18 protein-coding genes and 2 tRNA genes are annotated in these 14,095 nt (G+C 66.5%); 8 read left to right on the top strand and 12 right to left on the bottom strand.

The annotated features are described in order from the left end of the window. Nucleotides 1–84: 84 nt before the first annotated feature. Nucleotides 85–495, bottom strand: a complete 411-nt coding sequence (locus tag KBZ19_RS04290) for a VOC family protein (RefSeq protein WP_255099883.1) — start codon at nucleotides 493–495, stop codon at nucleotides 85–87. 103 nt (nucleotides 496–598) lie between these two features. On the opposite strand from KBZ19_RS04290, the gene KBZ19_RS04295 reads away from it, so the two are divergent. The 3 genes from KBZ19_RS04295 to KBZ19_RS04305 all read left to right on the top strand — a co-directional run bounded on the left by KBZ19_RS04295 (nucleotide 599) and on the right by KBZ19_RS04305 (nucleotide 1,899). Then, entirely contained in the window at nucleotides 599–1,252 is a 654-nt protein-coding gene (locus KBZ19_RS04295; protein WP_255100054.1) for a class I SAM-dependent methyltransferase, read from the top strand. Between the two features lie 16 nt (nucleotides 1,253–1,268). Continuing rightward, nucleotides 1,269–1,736 carry a DUF1643 domain-containing protein gene (locus KBZ19_RS04300; protein ID WP_255099884.1) on the top strand — a complete coding sequence of 156 codons (468 nt, stop codon included), beginning with the start codon at nucleotides 1,269–1,271 and terminating at the stop codon, nucleotides 1,734–1,736. 78 nt (nucleotides 1,737–1,814) lie between these two features. Then, nucleotides 1,815–1,899 (top strand) — tRNA-Ser (locus tag KBZ19_RS04305). A gap of 49 nt (nucleotides 1,900–1,948) precedes the next feature. Here KBZ19_RS04305 and KBZ19_RS04310 read toward each other — a convergent pair. Then, the gene (locus KBZ19_RS04310) at nucleotides 1,949–2,173 is read right to left on the bottom strand and encodes a hypothetical protein (protein ID WP_094510193.1); all 225 of its coding nucleotides are present in this window, start codon (nucleotides 2,171–2,173) and stop codon (nucleotides 1,949–1,951) included. A 248-nt stretch (nucleotides 2,174–2,421) separates the two neighbouring features. On the opposite strand from KBZ19_RS04310, the gene KBZ19_RS04315 reads away from it, so the two are divergent. The 3 genes from KBZ19_RS04315 (at nucleotide 2,422) to KBZ19_RS04325 (ending at nucleotide 5,114) form a co-directional block, all read left to right on the top strand. Further along, the gene (locus KBZ19_RS04315) at nucleotides 2,422–3,381 is read left to right on the top strand and encodes an orange carotenoid-binding protein (RefSeq protein ID WP_094510192.1); all 960 of its coding nucleotides are present in this window, start codon (nucleotides 2,422–2,424) and stop codon (nucleotides 3,379–3,381) included. A gap of 550 nt (nucleotides 3,382–3,931) precedes the next feature. Next, nucleotides 3,932–4,684 (top strand): fatty acid desaturase, encoded by a 753-nt coding sequence (locus KBZ19_RS04320; RefSeq protein ID WP_255099885.1) that lies wholly within the window; start codon nucleotides 3,932–3,934, stop codon nucleotides 4,682–4,684. 109 nt (nucleotides 4,685–4,793) lie between these two features. After that, complete coding sequence (locus KBZ19_RS04325; RefSeq protein ID WP_255099888.1) at nucleotides 4,794–5,114, top strand: hypothetical protein; 321 nt, start codon at nucleotides 4,794–4,796, stop codon at nucleotides 5,112–5,114. A gap of 40 nt (nucleotides 5,115–5,154) precedes the next feature. On the opposite strand, the gene KBZ19_RS04330 is transcribed toward KBZ19_RS04325, so the two are convergent. From KBZ19_RS04330 to KBZ19_RS04340, 3 genes are all read right to left on the bottom strand, one after another. Then, nucleotides 5,155–5,469 (bottom strand): YciI family protein, encoded by a 315-nt coding sequence (locus tag KBZ19_RS04330; protein WP_094510189.1) that lies wholly within the window; start codon nucleotides 5,467–5,469, stop codon nucleotides 5,155–5,157. A 1-nt stretch (nucleotide 5,470) separates the two neighbouring features. Then, nucleotides 5,471–6,379: an EAL domain-containing protein gene (locus tag KBZ19_RS04335; protein WP_315856322.1), complete on the bottom strand. Its 909-nt coding sequence runs from the start codon at nucleotides 6,377–6,379 to the stop codon at nucleotides 5,471–5,473. A gap of 62 nt (nucleotides 6,380–6,441) precedes the next feature. Next, complete coding sequence (locus tag KBZ19_RS04340) at nucleotides 6,442–7,452, bottom strand: hypothetical protein (RefSeq protein ID WP_255099889.1); 1,011 nt, start codon at nucleotides 7,450–7,452, stop codon at nucleotides 6,442–6,444. Nucleotides 7,453–7,578: 126 nt separating this feature from the next. Between KBZ19_RS04340 and KBZ19_RS04345 the strand changes: the two genes are divergently transcribed. Then, nucleotides 7,579–7,905, top strand: a complete 327-nt coding sequence (locus KBZ19_RS04345) for a hypothetical protein (protein WP_255099891.1) — start codon at nucleotides 7,579–7,581, stop codon at nucleotides 7,903–7,905. A 243-nt stretch (nucleotides 7,906–8,148) separates the two neighbouring features. Here the strand turns inward: KBZ19_RS04345 and KBZ19_RS04350 are convergent. The 7 genes from KBZ19_RS04350 to hisF form a co-directional block, all read right to left on the bottom strand. Next, nucleotides 8,149–8,233, bottom strand: a tRNA-Ser gene (locus KBZ19_RS04350). A gap of 129 nt (nucleotides 8,234–8,362) precedes the next feature. Next, on the bottom strand, nucleotides 8,363–10,447 hold the full coding sequence (locus KBZ19_RS04355) for a ComEC/Rec2 family competence protein (RefSeq protein ID WP_255100056.1): 2,085 nt from the start codon (nucleotides 10,445–10,447) through the stop codon (nucleotides 8,363–8,365). 66 nt (nucleotides 10,448–10,513) lie between these two features. Next, on the bottom strand, nucleotides 10,514–10,696 hold the full coding sequence (locus tag KBZ19_RS04360; protein WP_094510187.1) for a hypothetical protein: 183 nt from the start codon (nucleotides 10,694–10,696) through the stop codon (nucleotides 10,514–10,516). 3 nt (nucleotides 10,697–10,699) lie between these two features. Next, nucleotides 10,700–11,614 (bottom strand): glycine--tRNA ligase subunit alpha, encoded by a 915-nt coding sequence (gene glyQ, locus KBZ19_RS04365; RefSeq protein ID WP_255099892.1) that lies wholly within the window; start codon nucleotides 11,612–11,614, stop codon nucleotides 10,700–10,702. Nucleotides 11,615–11,703: 89 nt separating this feature from the next. After that, complete coding sequence (gene ubiE / locus KBZ19_RS04370; RefSeq protein ID WP_094510186.1) at nucleotides 11,704–12,417, bottom strand: bifunctional demethylmenaquinone methyltransferase/2-methoxy-6-polyprenyl-1,4-benzoquinol methylase UbiE; 714 nt, start codon at nucleotides 12,415–12,417, stop codon at nucleotides 11,704–11,706. A 24-nt stretch (nucleotides 12,418–12,441) separates the two neighbouring features. Then, nucleotides 12,442–12,807, bottom strand: coding sequence for a hypothetical protein (locus tag KBZ19_RS04375; RefSeq protein WP_255099894.1), 366 nt, complete (start codon nucleotides 12,805–12,807; stop codon nucleotides 12,442–12,444). Between the two features lie 32 nt (nucleotides 12,808–12,839). Continuing rightward, nucleotides 12,840–13,685, bottom strand: a complete 846-nt coding sequence (gene hisF, locus KBZ19_RS04380; RefSeq protein WP_255099895.1) for an imidazole glycerol phosphate synthase subunit HisF — start codon at nucleotides 13,683–13,685, stop codon at nucleotides 12,840–12,842. A gap of 112 nt (nucleotides 13,686–13,797) precedes the next feature. On the opposite strand from hisF, the gene KBZ19_RS04385 reads away from it, so the two are divergent. Beyond that, nucleotides 13,798–14,010, top strand: coding sequence for a DUF2862 domain-containing protein (locus KBZ19_RS04385; RefSeq protein ID WP_255099897.1), 213 nt, complete (start codon nucleotides 13,798–13,800; stop codon nucleotides 14,008–14,010). The last annotated feature ends 85 nt before the right edge of the window (nucleotides 14,011–14,095 follow it).

A 14,095-nucleotide genomic window follows, 5' to 3' on the forward strand; every position in this document is an offset into this window, starting at 1 on the left:
GTACAACAGCGCCGTGGCCAATCAGGGCACGTTGCAGGAACGGACGTGCGGATTCTCTGTTGCTTCAGAGGCTGAAGATCGAGCTCAGCATGTGCCTCCTTGCACCAGCAGCAGAAACGGGTTGCCCTCTGGATCGGCCATCCAGGCTTCCGCTCCGAACGGCTCCAGCCGCGCCGGCTCCAGTTCAGCGGCCCCCCGGGCCAGCAGCTGCAGCCGCCAGTCGTGCAGCACCTGCAGGGCTGGCTGTGCTCCGGCCGCCCGTGTCGCGCAGATCCCCAGCCGGCCGTGCTGCCGCGGCCTGGGCCGCCGTGACGACGGGGCGTAGATCTCCAGCCGGCCGCCGGAGGGCAGCGGCAGGCGCCAGTGCCGCGCGCTCAGCCCCGGCTGGGGTGTGCTGTCGAGCAACAGCTCATAGAAGCCGGCGAGCTGCTTGGGATCGTCAGCCGCCAGCACCAGCGAACTCTCGATCGGGCCCGCTTGAGAACTGGAAGTCACCGGATTGTGAGCAACACACCGCCGCCAGGATGGCGTGGCCGCTCGCGGCAGGAAGGCGCCGCTGCCAGGCTGCGCCAGCCATTCACAGCAGGCGGACATCGCCATGGTTCAGCAGGTGTTGAGCGCAGCCCAGCGGGCGAAGCTCGATGGCTCCGACGACGCCCTGTTCTATGCGGAACCCCGTTTCGTTCAGCATCTGGATGCCAGCTTCCGCAGCAGGCTCACGGCGCTTTACCGCGAGCGCATTCCCCCCTGCGCGGTGGTGCTGGATCTGATGAGCAGCTGGGTGAGCCACCTGCCCGAAGGCCTCACCTACGACGAGGTGATCGGCCATGGCCTCAATGCCCGGGAGCTGGAAGCGAATCCCCGGCTGGATCGTCACTGGGTGCAGAACCTCAACCGCGACCAGGTGCTGCCCCTGGCCGAGGCCAGCGTGGATGCGGTGCTGATCGTGGCCGGTTGGCAATATCTGCAGCAGCCGGAAGCGATTGCCGCCGAGTTGCTGCGGGTGATGCGTCCGGCCGGGCAGGTGATCGTGGCCTTCTCGAACCGGATGTTCTTCCAGAAGGCCCCCCAGGTGTGGACCGACGGCAGCGACCGGGACCACCTGGAGATCGTGGCCCGGGTGCTGGCCGCCCAGGGCTGGACGGTGGAAGCGGTGATCGCCGAAGACACCCCCGCCCAGGGGCCACTGGGCTGGCTGGGCGGCAAGGGAGATCCCTTTTTTGCGGTGATCGGCCGCAAGGCCAGCCTCTGAAGGGCGGCCGGCGGTGATGCAGCGCTGGGCCGTGTTCAGTCCGTGCCGGAGCTACCGGTATGCGCTCGGGCGCCGCTGGTCGGCCGCGCCGGTGGTGCTGATCGTGGGCCTCAACCCCAGCAGCGCCGATGGTCACAGCGACGACCCCACGGTGCGGCGCTGTATGGCCTTCGCGCGCAGCTGGGGCTATGGGGGGCTAAGGCTTGGCAACCTGTTCGCCTTTCGCGCCACCGATCCCCGCAGCATGCTGACGGCCACCGATCCGGTGGGTCCCGCCAACGACCGCTGGCTGCAGCAGCAAGCCGAAGGCGCCGCTCTGGTGGTGGCGGCCTGGGGCGTGAAGGGCCGCTTCGCCAGTCGTGATCAGGCTGTCCGCAGCCTGCTGCCGGCGTTGCACTGCCTCCGGCTCAGCCGCCAGGGCTGCCCCATGCATCCGCTCTATCTGCCCGCCCAGCTGCGGCCACTGCCCTGGCCAGGCCGTTGAGTGGTGCAAGGCAGGTGGTGGACTCATCCGGCCGGCAGGGCGGGCATGAGAAAATGTGACCACCCCCGCGGGGCACCTGGAGAGGTGGTCGAGTGGTTGATGGCTCTGGTCTTGAAAACCAGCGAGGCGAAAGCCTCCGTGGGTTCGAATCCCACCCTCTCCGTTTCCAAAAGCTCCTGGCCTGGCGCCGGTCCCCGCCGGTCGTGCCCAGCTCAGCGCCGCCGGCCCGTGGCCATCACGCCCAGCCCCGCCAGGCTGAGCAGCCCGCCAGCGGCCAGAAAGGCGAGCGTCTGCAGAAGCAGCAACAGCACGCCGAGGGCAGAAAAGAAACGGATCTGGATGCGCGCCTTGATCAACAGGGTGAGCAACAGCAGCACCGTGGCCTTGAGGCTCAGCACGGCAGCACCCCTGAGCGGGCAGAAGGGGTTGGGAAGCATCGCCGAACCACGGATTGTTCCAACTCTGGACGAACCCAGCCCACAAACGCGAGCGCAGATCTGCCCAGCGGTGGAGCCTGGGGGTGCGAAGCGGCGTGTCGCGCGCGGGGCCACAGGCGTCGCCAGCACGGAGCAGGCCTCAGGCGCGGCGTCGGCTCACACCCCTTGCGCCGCAGCTGTTTGGGAGGAAAAAGGGAGAGCGAGGAAGACTGTTACGATAGTCACAATCCCTGCAGCGAAGGATTCCCATGGCCATCACGCTTGAAGACGCTCGCGGCATTTTTCCAACAACGCTTTCAGCGGATGTCGTGCCAGCCACGATTGCGCGATTCAACCAGCTGAGCGCTGAAGATCAGCTCGCTCTGATCTGGTACGCCTATCTGGAAATGGGAAAAACAATCACCATTGCGGCTCCCGGCGCCGCTCGGATGCAGTTCGCCGAGCCCACCCTCAACCAGATCCGTCAACTCAGCTTCCAGGATCAGTCGCAGGTGATGTGCGATCTGGCCAACCGCGTGGATACTCCGATCTCCCGCACCTATTCGATCTGGTCGCCGAACATCAAGCTTGGCTTCTGGTATCGCCTCGGCGAATGGATGGAGCAGGGCACCGTGGCCCCGATTCCCCAGGGGTATCAGCTGTCGGCGAACGCCGCCGCCATCCTCAATGCCATCAAGGGTCTGGAAGGCGGTCAGCAGATCACCGTGCTGCGCAACGCCGTGGTCGATATGGGCTTCGACCCGAACAAGATCGAAGATGCCGAGCGGATCGCCGAGCCGGTGGTGCCCCCCACCGAGCCCGCCCAGCGCAGCGAAGTGAGCATCAAGGGAGTGAGCAACACCACCGTGCTCTCCTACATGAACCTGCTCAATGCCAACGATTTCGATGCGTTGATTGAGCTGTTCCTTCCCGACGGTGCTCTTCAGCCCCCCTTCCAAAGGCCCATCGTGGGCAAGGCAGCTGTGCTGCGCTTCTTCAAGGAAGATTGCCAGAACCTCAAGCTGCTGCCTGAGCAAGGCGTCACTGAGCCCGCTGCCGATGGTTACACCCAGATCAAGGTGACGGGTCGGGTGCAGACCCCCTGGTTCGGCGCCGGCGTGGGGATGAACGTGGCCTGGCGCTTCCTGATCGATCCTCAGGGGAAAATCTTCTTCGTGGCGATCGATCTGCTGGCCTCCCCTAAAGAGCTGCTCAATTTCATCCGCTGAGCCCGTCGCGGAGCACTCCGCCTGATACCACCGAACAGCCTCCTGGGCCCTGCCCGGAGGCTGTTCATCGGTGCACCGCTCCTTGATCAGGCCAGAACAGCCTCGGTCAACGCTGACAAGCCTGCGCTCTCTGAAATGCCCCTGGCTACACCACGGGGGCTGAAGCTTTCAGGCCGGTGCCTTTCCAAGGTGGCCATCACCGCCGCCATGGAACTGTCTCCAAGCAGAGGGGTGGTGGTACAAACGCACGTGCCGTGTTGAACGCGCTGCAGCTTCCATCCGGAAGCACCTGAGAGCAGCTGCTGCTCCAAAGCGGCAGCCGCACCAACGGACAGGCCAACGGCTTGTCACATCACACCATCAAGCCTCATCGCAACGGCGCGCTGGCCTCACAACAACCAGCGAGGATCCTCAAGTGCGCTTGTTTCGGCCGATCGTCATGGGAACCGATGCCTCGGTTTCGGTCCCGCCGTCCATGGGCGCCGAGCAGCGGTCGTGGGTGGGGCTCGCCTTGGCGGCACTGATCGTGGTCGCCTGGCTGGCCAGCCTCTTGCTGCTGCTGCAGGTAGATCTCACTGCCCTGCTGGCCACGGACCGCCACACTCCAGCCCAGGAGCTGGCCCACTGGCGCCTGCCGCACACCTGGATCGCGGCGGCTGGGGTGGGCACCGAGATTCTGGTGCGCACCTTTCTGCAGACCGGGCTGTTCATCGTCGCCCACGACGCCATGCACGGCAGCCTGATACCGGCGCGCCCACGCTTGAACCACCGCCTGGGCCGTTTGGCGCTGACGCTCTACGCCTGCCTTCCCTACGGCGACTGCCTCAGGAAGCACCGCCAGCATCACCAGGCTCCCGGGAGCCCAGGCGATCCCGACTTCCACGACGGTATCCGTTCCCATCCTGTCAGTTGGTACCTGCACTTCATGCGGGGATACCTTTCAATGCCCCAGATTGTCAGCCTGGCGGCTGCCTGGATCTGTACTGCAGCAGTGATGCCATCAGCAGCTCCAGCAATTCAACTCAACATCGTTGTGTTCTGGGTCGTGCCATTGGTGCTCAGTTCTGTGCAGTTGTTTGTGTTCGGCACCTATCTTCCTCACCGCCACGTCCAGGCGGGTGATGGTGTCACTCACAGGGTGGAAAGCCTGCCGCTGCCTGCATTGATCTCCCTGGTGAGTTGTTATCACTTCGGCTTTCACTGGGAGCATCATCAACATCCAGAGGCTGCCTGGTACGAGCTGCCTCGCCTGCATCGCAGACACTGGTCGCACAACGGTCACCCACGGCTACAGGGTGAGTAATTTTACCTAGCACCTACGAGCAAAGTAGCCTCCGCCGCGTGCCTCTCAGTCGGATTTTTGATGTGTTAGGGTCTCAATAACACAAAGTCAATTCTGAAGAAAGGTGGAAGTGAGCCACTCCGGCTGGACGCCCGAAGAAAAAGAAGCAGCCCAGAAAGCAGTGGAGTTGGCCTATCAACGCGAAGTGGCTGCGTTGATCGCCACTCTCCAGAATCGCGTGGAGCAGGCAGCCAGTCCCAACGACGTGTGGAGCTTGCATGATTTTCTCAGTGCTAAACGTCACGAGATGGATGGCAAGTTTGACCTCAGAGATTCCTCCCTTATCTTCATGTTTGCCACCCTCGTGAAAGATGGGCTTCTCCATGTGGGTGAACTTGAAGGCATCGAGAAAGAAAAGCTCGTGAAGATCTCCGCCTTGGCCCGATTCTGAGCCCCTATGGCTACAGAGCCTGGCCTGGTTCCGGCAGCGGTCAGCTGAATCCGGGATCCCCGGCGGTCCCCAGAGCTCCAGCCACCACATGCCACTCGTGCAGGATCCAGCTCACGCTGCCGGCCTGAATGAGTGGATCGCTTCGCACGATGGCTTCCGCTTCCTCCCAGCTACCCGCCTGGAACAGCAACATGCCTCCTGCCCCAGGTTGGCCTTTGCACTCCTGCCAATAGCCGGTGCTGGGGCAGTGGCCACGGACCTTCAGTTCCCGCACCCAGGCGAGATGCGCCTGAAGGTGCTGGTCGAAATGGCGGCGATCCACCGTGCCCTCTTCCAGCTTCACAAACCAGCGCATGTCAACTCTGAGGTGGTGAGGCGAACAGGTAGCCCTGAAAATGGGTGACACCTTTCTGCCGCCAGTGGCTGAGCTGGCTCTGCGTTTCGATTCCTTCCATGATCACGCGGGTGGGATAGCCCACCTCAAAACTCAGCAGAAACTCCACCATGGCATTCACGCGCCGGTCGCAGGTGAGCCGGGCATAGTGCAGGTCCACCTTGATGAAGTCGGCCGGGTAGCGGAACAGATAGGAGAGGGCGGCATAGCCACAACCGAAGTCGTCGATCGCCACCCGCACCCCCAAGCGGCGGAGGCGGCAGAAGAAATCCAGCCACACAGACTCCTCACCCAACAACGCCGTTTCCGTGATTTCCATCACGATGGTCTGACGGACTGGGGCAGGGGCGGCCTCAAGGATGTCGAGGATTCCGTTGCGGTGCAGCTCCGATTGGATAGTGAGCGCAGAAAGGTTGGTAGCGATCAGCGGCAAAGGCTGGGCCTCCGGCCCTGACATACGCACCAGCCCCACCTCACCACGCTGCCGAGATTCAACGGGCAACTGGCACTCTCCCGTCAGGGGCACATCCTTGACAGCTTCAGCGCTGAAGGAGAGGGCCTTGCGCAACATGGAGCGATCGATCAGATGAATGGCCGACGTTCGCTCCAGCGAACGAATCAAATCCTGGAGCGGCACATCGGGGTGCTGATTCCTGGAGGGCGAGAAAAGCATTTCGCGATAGGCAATGCGCTGCTGATTGCCATCAAAAAGAATCACATTCTCCAACCTGTAATGGTGGTCAATGAAACTCTCTGCCAACTGCACAACTTTAAAATCCTGGCTGCTCTGGTATCGCAGCAAAGCGGGCTGCTCAGCAGCATCCGCATCCAGGAAAGCTGGCGGAAAGTGATGCTTCATCTGTCGATTCATGGAAATGAGATCCAGAATCTGTTCTGCGATGCGATCAGGCTTCAGCCACGTCAGGTTGGAATTCACATCCGCCCGGATGACCGCGTGGACGTTGTCGGTCGCCCGATCGATGATGGCCTGCACCTGCGCCACCAGCTCCTCCCGGGTGGCTGCCAGGTGGCGGTCCAGCGCTTCCGGCAGCGGCACCACCGCCACCAGGGCGAGCTCCTGGCTCCTGCACAGCAGCGCTGCCGGAATGCGACGCTGAACCCTTCTTCCAGCAGCACCAGGGTGCGGTTCAGTGCCTCCAGACCGCTGGGCACAGAGCCGTCGAAGGCGCGAATCAGAGGGGAGAGCACCACCAGCAGGGGCAGGGGGTGGGCTTTCACCAGCGCGGGCAGCAGGGGCAGGGCATCGGCAAGATCCGAGCTGGGCTGCAGGGCGTGCGGCAGGCCCTTCGGCCGCGCGACACGGAAGGCACGCGGGGCTGTGAGCAGCCCCCGCCGCGTGCCGTGGGAGCTGCGGCGCAGGGATCTCAGACGCAACAGACCCACCACACCGAGCCCGAGGCAGAGGGTGAACCAGGGGACGAGCACATCCAGCCCATAGCCCACCAGCAACTGCCTCCAGGGGACGGTCTGTTGGAGGCGCCACGGCGCGGAGGACGGCTCAAGATCGCTGATCGGAAACACTGGGGCAGAGGAGATACGCAGCCCCTCAACCCCAGAGCCCAGCAGTGGCACCGCGTCGACCGCGACGGAAAGGTTGTCGCGGATCTTGCCGAAGGCGCCGCGAAGGTTCGGGTCGTCATCGTTGACCATCACCTGTCCGAAGTGGAAGAACCAGTCCTTTGGCGAGTTCTGCGCGCCTTGATCGAGCACACCCGCAACTGCTCCGATCGCAAACACGTGAGCATCCAGACAGATCCAGCCATAGGCGGTGGCAGGCTCAAAGCGACGGAGCGCGATCACCCTGCTGAGCTTCTGGGCAACGCACCGCTGCAACTCCTGACGGGCCGCCGGACCCATGGCCTCTCCCCTGGGGCCTGACAACGAATCGAACAGGATCCGGCCATCCGCATCGGCGATCAGCATGTTCTGGCCGCCTTGGAGAATCTCTGAACCGGCCAGCCTTTCCTTCAGGGCATCCGCCGGACCACCAGCAACAGCGGCGTTGATCTGATCGTTTCGGCCCCATTCCTTGGCCATGAGCTTGTGCCATTGCACGCGCAACTGCAACAGATTGCTTTCCGCATGCCAACTGCGTTGCGCCTGCTGTGCCTGGCCATCGATGAAAAGGATGGTGGACACCACCAACACACAGGCGCCGGTGGCAACAAGCCCGAAGGCATCGGTAGTGATCGTGCGCGAATCCTCAACGGACAATCCCGACCAGCCCTTGCTGATGCTGCCCAGGACATTGCCCAGAACGGTGTGCGCTCTGCTCAGGCTTCGAGGCACAGAGAGGAACAAGCGCTCCGCTGGGTGATGGATTCAATTGTGCCCGAGAACCGTCCCAAGGCAAGCCAGAAGCCGTGGTTCTCCTGAATGAGAAAAAGCTAAATGCGGCACGCAAGCCTGCAGGCTTTCAGGTACGAGGACGTTCAGGCAGAGGTGCACGTTCTGGGTGCCTCATCACCATGCAGCAGCAGGGAAGATCAGGATTCGACCATGAGGCGAGACAACGCCATCGTGCCATGCACAAGTGAGAATCATTAGCCCCGCGCGCTACGCATTGACCCCGCTTGATGCCGCCGGGGAGGAATGGCAACCCTCAGCCGAGGGATAGAACGGAGAGGGTGGGATTCGAACCCACGGAAGGTTTCCCTTCAAACGATTTCGAGTCGTTCGCTTTCGACCACTCAGCCACCTCTCCAGGTGGTTCCAGGGAACCGATGGCCCTCCCCATGCCAACGAAGGCGCCGGAAGAGGCAGGGATCCAGGGAATGCAGAGCTGCCACTCCGGTGGGAGCCGCGATCTGCATCGACCCAGCTTACGAAGCGGTCAGCCGGCAGCCCCAGCGAGGAAACCACTGGAACCGCTGGCCCTCCAGCCCGCCGGTGGGGACGGCCAGGCACCGCTCACCCAGCGCCTGGCTGTCCCCACCACCTCCAGGGCCTGTCGTTCAGCGTGCTGTGGCGCAAACCCAAGCCAGAGGCCGGCCAGATGAGGCGGCAGCGCTGGATGGCCCTCCGCCAGCTGCTGCTGCCAGGCCCACACCGATTGGCGGTCGGGCAGCAGCAACCAGGGGTGGCGGCCCACCGTGAGCACATGGGCGGCGCTGCTGGCGGTGAGCGGCGCCAGACGCAACCCGCGGCTCTCCAGCCGCTGCCCGGGTTGCAGCGAGGTGCTGCCATCCCCGGCATCCAGCACCAGGGCACTCAGCCCCCGCCAGCAATCCCGATCCGCTGTGGCCACCGGATCCAGCAGCTGGATCCAGTCGAAGCGCTGCACCCCCAGGCCCACCGCCAGCCGGGCGGCGCTGGCGCAGCTCATCCCATCGGCGCGGCTGCTGAGCAGGGCGGCCCGGCCCTGATGGCGCGCGATCAGCAGATCGCCGCCCCATTGGTGCACCACCAGCAGCTGATCCCCCGCCAGCGCCGCCAGATGCACGGCCATGGTGAGCGCCATGGCGCCCAGGCCCAGCGGGCGGGCCCAACCCCGCAGGCGCCGCCCCAGTGCTGGCACCAGCCAGGGCAGCAGCCCCAGCGTGAACAGGGCCACCAGCAGCGGCTGGGAGCGTCCCACCTGCCACTGCGCCATCGGCAGGGCGGCGAAGGCCTGGGCCAGCCAGAGCAGCAGGGCCGTGAGCTGCCCGAGGGGCCAGGCGAACAGCGGCAGCAGCGGCGGCACCGTGACGGCCACCACGGCCGCCGCCATCGACCCGAGCGTGAGCGGGGTGAGCAGCGGCGCCACCGCCAGGTTGGCGGGCACGGCCCAGAGCGGCACCGTGCCGAAATGCAGCAGCTGCAGCGGCAGGGTCCAGAGCGAGGCGGCCAGCGGTACTGCCACCCCTGCAGCGACCCAGCCCGGCAGGCGATGAGCCAGCGCCTGCTCCAGATCCCGGGCCGTGAGCATCAGGCCGGCGCAGGCGGCCACCGACAGCTGGAAGCCGATATCGAGCAACCAGCCGGGCTGGGCCAGCAGCATCAGCAGCACCGAGGCCAGCAGAACACCCAGTGGGCGGCTGCGCTGGCCGCTCTCCAGCACGGCAAAGGCCACGGCCCCCATCAGCACCGCCCGCACCACCGAGGGCTGGGGGCCGGCCAGCAGCAGGAACAGCAGCATGGCGCCGGCCGCCAGCAGGCAACGGGGCAGGCGCGGCAGCCGCCGGCCCACGGCCATCACCGCGCCCAGCAGCACCGTGAGGTGAAAGCCGGAGGCTGCCAGCGCATGCGAAAGCCCCGCCACGCGGAACGACTCCCGCACCGCGGCCGGTAAGGGCACCACGGCGCTGCCCAGCACCAGGGCGGCCTGCACCCCACCCCGTTCCGGGCCGTCCTGCTTCAACAGCGCGGCGGCCATGCGCCGACGCAGATCCGCGGCCGGGGTGGACGGACGGGCGAGCACCCGCACCGCATCGGGGCTGGCCGCCACCGTGAGCCGGCTCCACACTCCCTGCCGGGCAAGGCGCTCAGCGCCACTGCCCAGCAGGGGGTGGGCCGGTGGGGCGGGGCGGCTGAGCACCCCACGGACGCTCACCCGCCAGCCTTCCTGCAAGGGCAGGCAGGAGGGCAGACGCAGCTCGGTGTTCCCGCCGGCGCTGGCCAGCATGACGCTGCAGCCGCCCCCCTCTCCCCTGGCGCGGGGGTCGGCCAGCAGGCGTCCGCTCAGTTCGGCCGGACGTGACAGCTCAGTCCCCAGCAGCCGCACCGGATCGGCCGGGCCTGGCTGGGGCAGACGCAGCTGCACCCATAGCATCAGCAGGGGCAGCAGCGCCAGCACCAGCAGCCGGGTGTGCAGCGCGGCGCCCTGCCGCGCCAGCCACCACCAGGCCACCGCGGCCAGAGGGATCGCGCCCAGCCAGCCGTGCGACCAGAAGCCGAGCGCCAGTGCCGCCAGGGCCACGCTCACCACCACGAAGGGCATGCGGGCCACTCCTGATCACCTGTGTGCGCTCAGGGTTCCCCGCTTTGGCCTGGTTGCGGCGGGGCTTCAGAAGCTGGGCAGCCGCTGGATCAGATCGCAGACCTGCTCACTCGGCATCGTCTGGCCCAGCAGGGGCGCCACCAGGGCGGCCACCGGCCGCAGCCGGCAGGGCCAGATCGCCCGTTCGGTGAGCCGGCCGGCCTGGAAGCTGCCGGCCAGCAGCACCACCACCAGCAACGTGCGCTTCAAGGCTCAGCGCGAGGCGGTGCCAGCCGCCGCGGGCAGGGGCGGCGCCGCCGATCCGGCCAGCAAGGGGAAGCCCAGAGCCTCCCGTTCCTCCAGCCAGGCCTGGGCCACCTGGCGAGCCAGGTGGCGGATGCGGCCGATCGTGGCAGTGCGTTCCGTGACCGAGATCACGCCGCGGGCCTCCAGCAGGTTGAAGGTGTGGCTGCACTTGAGCACGAAGTCGAGGGCTGGGGCCGGCAGTTTGCGGGCCACCAGATCCGTGGCTTCAGCCTCGTAGAGCGCGAACAGCTGCTGCAGCCGCTCGGGGTTGGAGGCCTCGAAGTTGTAAGCGCACTGGCCCTTCTCGAACGGCAGCCAGATCTCGCCGTAGGAGCGCTGCTCGTTCCAGCGCAGCTCCCAGATGCTCTCCACATCCTGGAGATACATGGCGAGCCGCTCAAGGCCGTAGGTGATCTCGATCGACACCGGCCGGCAATCGAGGCCGCCGCACTGCTGGAAGTAGGTGAACTGGGTCACCTCCATGCCGTCGAGCCACACCTCCCAGCCCACGCCCCAGGCGCCGAGGGTGGGCGATTCCCAGTTGTCCTCCACGAAGCGGATGTCGTGGTCAGCGGCGCGGATGCCGAGCGCTTCGAGCGAGGCCAGATAGGTTTCCTGGATGCCGTCCGGTGACGGCTTGATCAGCACCTGGTACTGGAAGTAGTGCTGGGCCCGGTTGGGGTTGTCGCCGTAGCGGCCGTCGGTGGGGCGGCGGCAGGGCTCGGGGTAGGCCACGGCCCAGGGCTCGGGCCCGATCGCCCGCAGCACCGTGTGGGGGCTCATCGTGCCGGCGCCCTTCTCGGTGTCATAGGGCTGCAGCAGCAGACATCCCTGCGCCGCCCAGAACTGGTTCAGGCTGGAGATGATGTCCTGAAAAAGCATGGCCGGGTTCTGAGGTGCGGGGCGAAGCGTGAAGAGGCGCGGGCAGAGCACCGGCCAACGATCCTGTCAGAAGGCAGCCGTGCGCTGCCTCACGCCACCAGCTGCAGCAGGCCCATCAGGCCGCCCATCAGCGGCCGGTGGCGCACCTGCGTGAAGCCGGCGCGGCGGGCCATTGCCTCCTGATCCGCCGCCCTGGGGAACTGCTCCAGGCTGGCCTCCAGATAGGCGTACTGCTCGGGCAGGCCGAAGCGGCGGGCCGCAGGAACCACCAGGCGGCGGAGGTAGAGCTGCTGGAAGCTGGCGGCGGCGGCACCGGCCGGGGTGGCGGGATCGGGGCGGTTGAAATCCAGCACGGCAGCGCGGCCACCGGGCCGCAGCAGCCGCCGCAGCTCCTGCAGGCCCGGCCCCGGGGCGTTGAGGTTGCGCAGGCCGTAGGCCATCACCGCCCCGTCGAAGCGGCCGCTGGCCAGGCCGGTGGCGAGGGCATCGCCCTGCTGCCAGCACACGGGCAACCAGGGCTGGCGGGCGCTGCGCCGCTGGGCGATCGCCAGAGGCGTGGCGGCCGCATCGAGGCCGAGCACGCGGCCTCCGGGCCGCAGCTTTGCGGCCAGCAGCAGGGCAAGGTCGCCGGTGCCGCAGCAGAGATCGATCAGCTGCTGGCCCGGAGCCGGCTCCAGCCAGCGCACGGCCTGACGCTTCCAGACGCGATGCAGGCCAAGGCTGAGCAGGTCGTTGAGCTGGTCGTAGCGGGGGGCGATGCTGTCAAAGAGCTCACGCACCGCCTGGGGATCACCGGGCTTCAAAGCGAACCGCGCTGTGTTGGCTGCTCAGGAGGATGGCAGGGGGGCGCAGAAGCGGGCATCCACCAGGCACTCCAGGGAGTCGTCGAAGGGCAGGGCCACGGCGTTGAGGCTGATGCCGGCATCGGCCTCGCTGCGCGCCACTCCGGCAGCGGGGAAGCGATCAGGGCTGGTGAGGGTGATCACCATCACCGTGGCCAGACCAACGGCAGCGGAGCACACCATGCAGCCGGCGAGCATCAACGAAAATTCTCGGCGTGCGTTGGCCGCCTCCATCAGCTGAAGCGCCCAGGCCACGAGGCCGACCACGGCCAGCACCATCACCAGGCAGATCACGGTGGTGAAGGGAGACAGAACGACCGGCACGGCGAAACGCAAACGGGTGACCGGCAAGCGAAGAGGAATCTCCTTAATGTAACGACCCTTTACAGCGCCCCGAGCCCGGATTCCGCTTCCGGCTCCGGCTCAGCCTCCATCAGTCCGTCCAGCGGCGGAGCGGGCGGGCGCAGCACGAGCCCCCGGCCAAGCAGATCGGCCTTGATCGCCTCCACCGTGAGCACGCCGTCGTGCAGGAGGGAGGCCAGCAGGGCTGCCGCCGCCTTGCCCTCGCTCAGCGCCGCGGCGATGTGGTCGATGCAGCCGGCGCCACCGGAGGCGATCACCGGCACCTCCACCGCCTGCACCACCGCACGGGTGAGTGCCAGGTCGTAGCCCGCCTGGGTGCCGTCACCGTCCATGGAGGTGAGCAGGATCTCGCCGGCGCCCAGCGCCACCACCTGGCGGGCCCAGGCCACGGCGTCGAGCCCGGTGTTCTCGCGTCCACCCTTCACGTACACATCCCAGGCGGGCGTGGCCCCTTCCGGCAGCTGGCGGCGGCGCGCGTCGATCGCCACCACGATGCACTGGGAGCCGAAGCGGCGGGCGCCCGCGGTCACCAGCTCGGGCGTGCGCACGGCCGAAGAGTTGAGGCTCACCTTGTCGGCGCCGGCACGCAGCAGTTCGGTGATGCCCTCCACGGAGCCGATGCCGCCGCCGACGGTGAAGGGAATGGTCACCGCCTCAGCGGTGTGGCGCACCAGGTCCACCAGGGTGGTGCGCCCCTGGTGGCTGGCGGCGATGTCGAGGAAGACCAGCTCGTCGGCGCCGGCGGCGTCGTAACGGCAGGCGAGCTCCACCGGGTCGCCGGCATCCCGCAGGCCCACGAAGTTCACCCCCTTCACCACCCGGCCATCGGCCACGTCGAGGCAGGGAATGATGCGTTTGGCGACCATGGCGGGCGGCGGCGCAGGGCCGTCAGGGAGCGGGGGGTGATGGCTCCAGTTTCAGCCCGCCGCGTGCTGCGAGGGCGCTGGTAATGTTTCAGGGCTTTTTTGGCCCGGCTTCATGTCGCAGAACGCCATCACGATCGGCTCGAAAGTGCGGATTCAGCGGGTGCGTGACCGCATCCCTGCCGAGATGGTGGGCCTGCTGCAGAGCGATGCCTCGGGCGTGGTCAAAGAGTTCAAGATGACGGATGGCAGCGGCATCGGCGTGGTGGTGGAGCTGAGCAACGGCAGCACCGGCTGGTTCTTCGACGACGAAATCACCCCGGCCTGAGCGTCCCCTTCGCCTCTCTCACTTGAGCGACACCCCCGATCCCAAAGCCAGCAAGGCCGCCGAGGCGTCCGGCAGCGCCCGCCAG

Source organism: Synechococcus sp. L2F, from assembly GCF_024345695.1.
GTDB lineage: Bacteria > Cyanobacteriota > Cyanobacteriia > PCC-6307 > Cyanobiaceae > MW101C3.

Excerpts from the sequence above, each read along its gene's own strand:
- KBZ19_RS04295 (WP_255100054.1), top strand. The coding sequence starts at position 599 with ATGGTTCAGCAGGTGTTGAGCGCAGCCCAGCGGGCGAAGCTCGATGGC.
- KBZ19_RS04300 (WP_255099884.1), top strand. The coding sequence starts at position 1,269 with ATGCAGCGCTGGGCCGTGTTCAGTCCGTGCCGGAGCTACCGGTATGCG.
- KBZ19_RS04310 (WP_094510193.1), bottom strand. The coding sequence starts at position 2,173 with ATGCTTCCCAACCCCTTCTGCCCGCTCAGGGGTGCTGCCGTGCTGAGC.
- KBZ19_RS04315 (WP_094510192.1), top strand. The coding sequence starts at position 2,422 with ATGGCCATCACGCTTGAAGACGCTCGCGGCATTTTTCCAACAACGCTT.
- KBZ19_RS04330 (WP_094510189.1), bottom strand. The coding sequence starts at position 5,469 with ATGCGCTGGTTTGTGAAGCTGGAAGAGGGCACGGTGGATCGCCGCCAT.
- KBZ19_RS04335 (WP_315856322.1), bottom strand. The coding sequence starts at position 6,379 with ATGAATCGACAGATGAAGCATCACTTTCCGCCAGCTTTCCTGGATGCG.
- KBZ19_RS04340 (WP_255099889.1), bottom strand. The coding sequence starts at position 7,452 with ATGCTGATCGCCGATGCGGATGGCCGGATCCTGTTCGATTCGTTGTCA.
- KBZ19_RS04355 (WP_255100056.1), bottom strand. The coding sequence starts at position 10,447 with ATGCCCTTCGTGGTGGTGAGCGTGGCCCTGGCGGCACTGGCGCTCGGC.
- glyQ (WP_255099892.1), bottom strand. The coding sequence starts at position 11,614 with ATGCTTTTTCAGGACATCATCTCCAGCCTGAACCAGTTCTGGGCGGCG.
- hisF (WP_255099895.1), bottom strand. The coding sequence starts at position 13,685 with ATGGTCGCCAAACGCATCATTCCCTGCCTCGACGTGGCCGATGGCCGG.
- KBZ19_RS04385 (WP_255099897.1), top strand. The coding sequence starts at position 13,798 with ATGTCGCAGAACGCCATCACGATCGGCTCGAAAGTGCGGATTCAGCGG.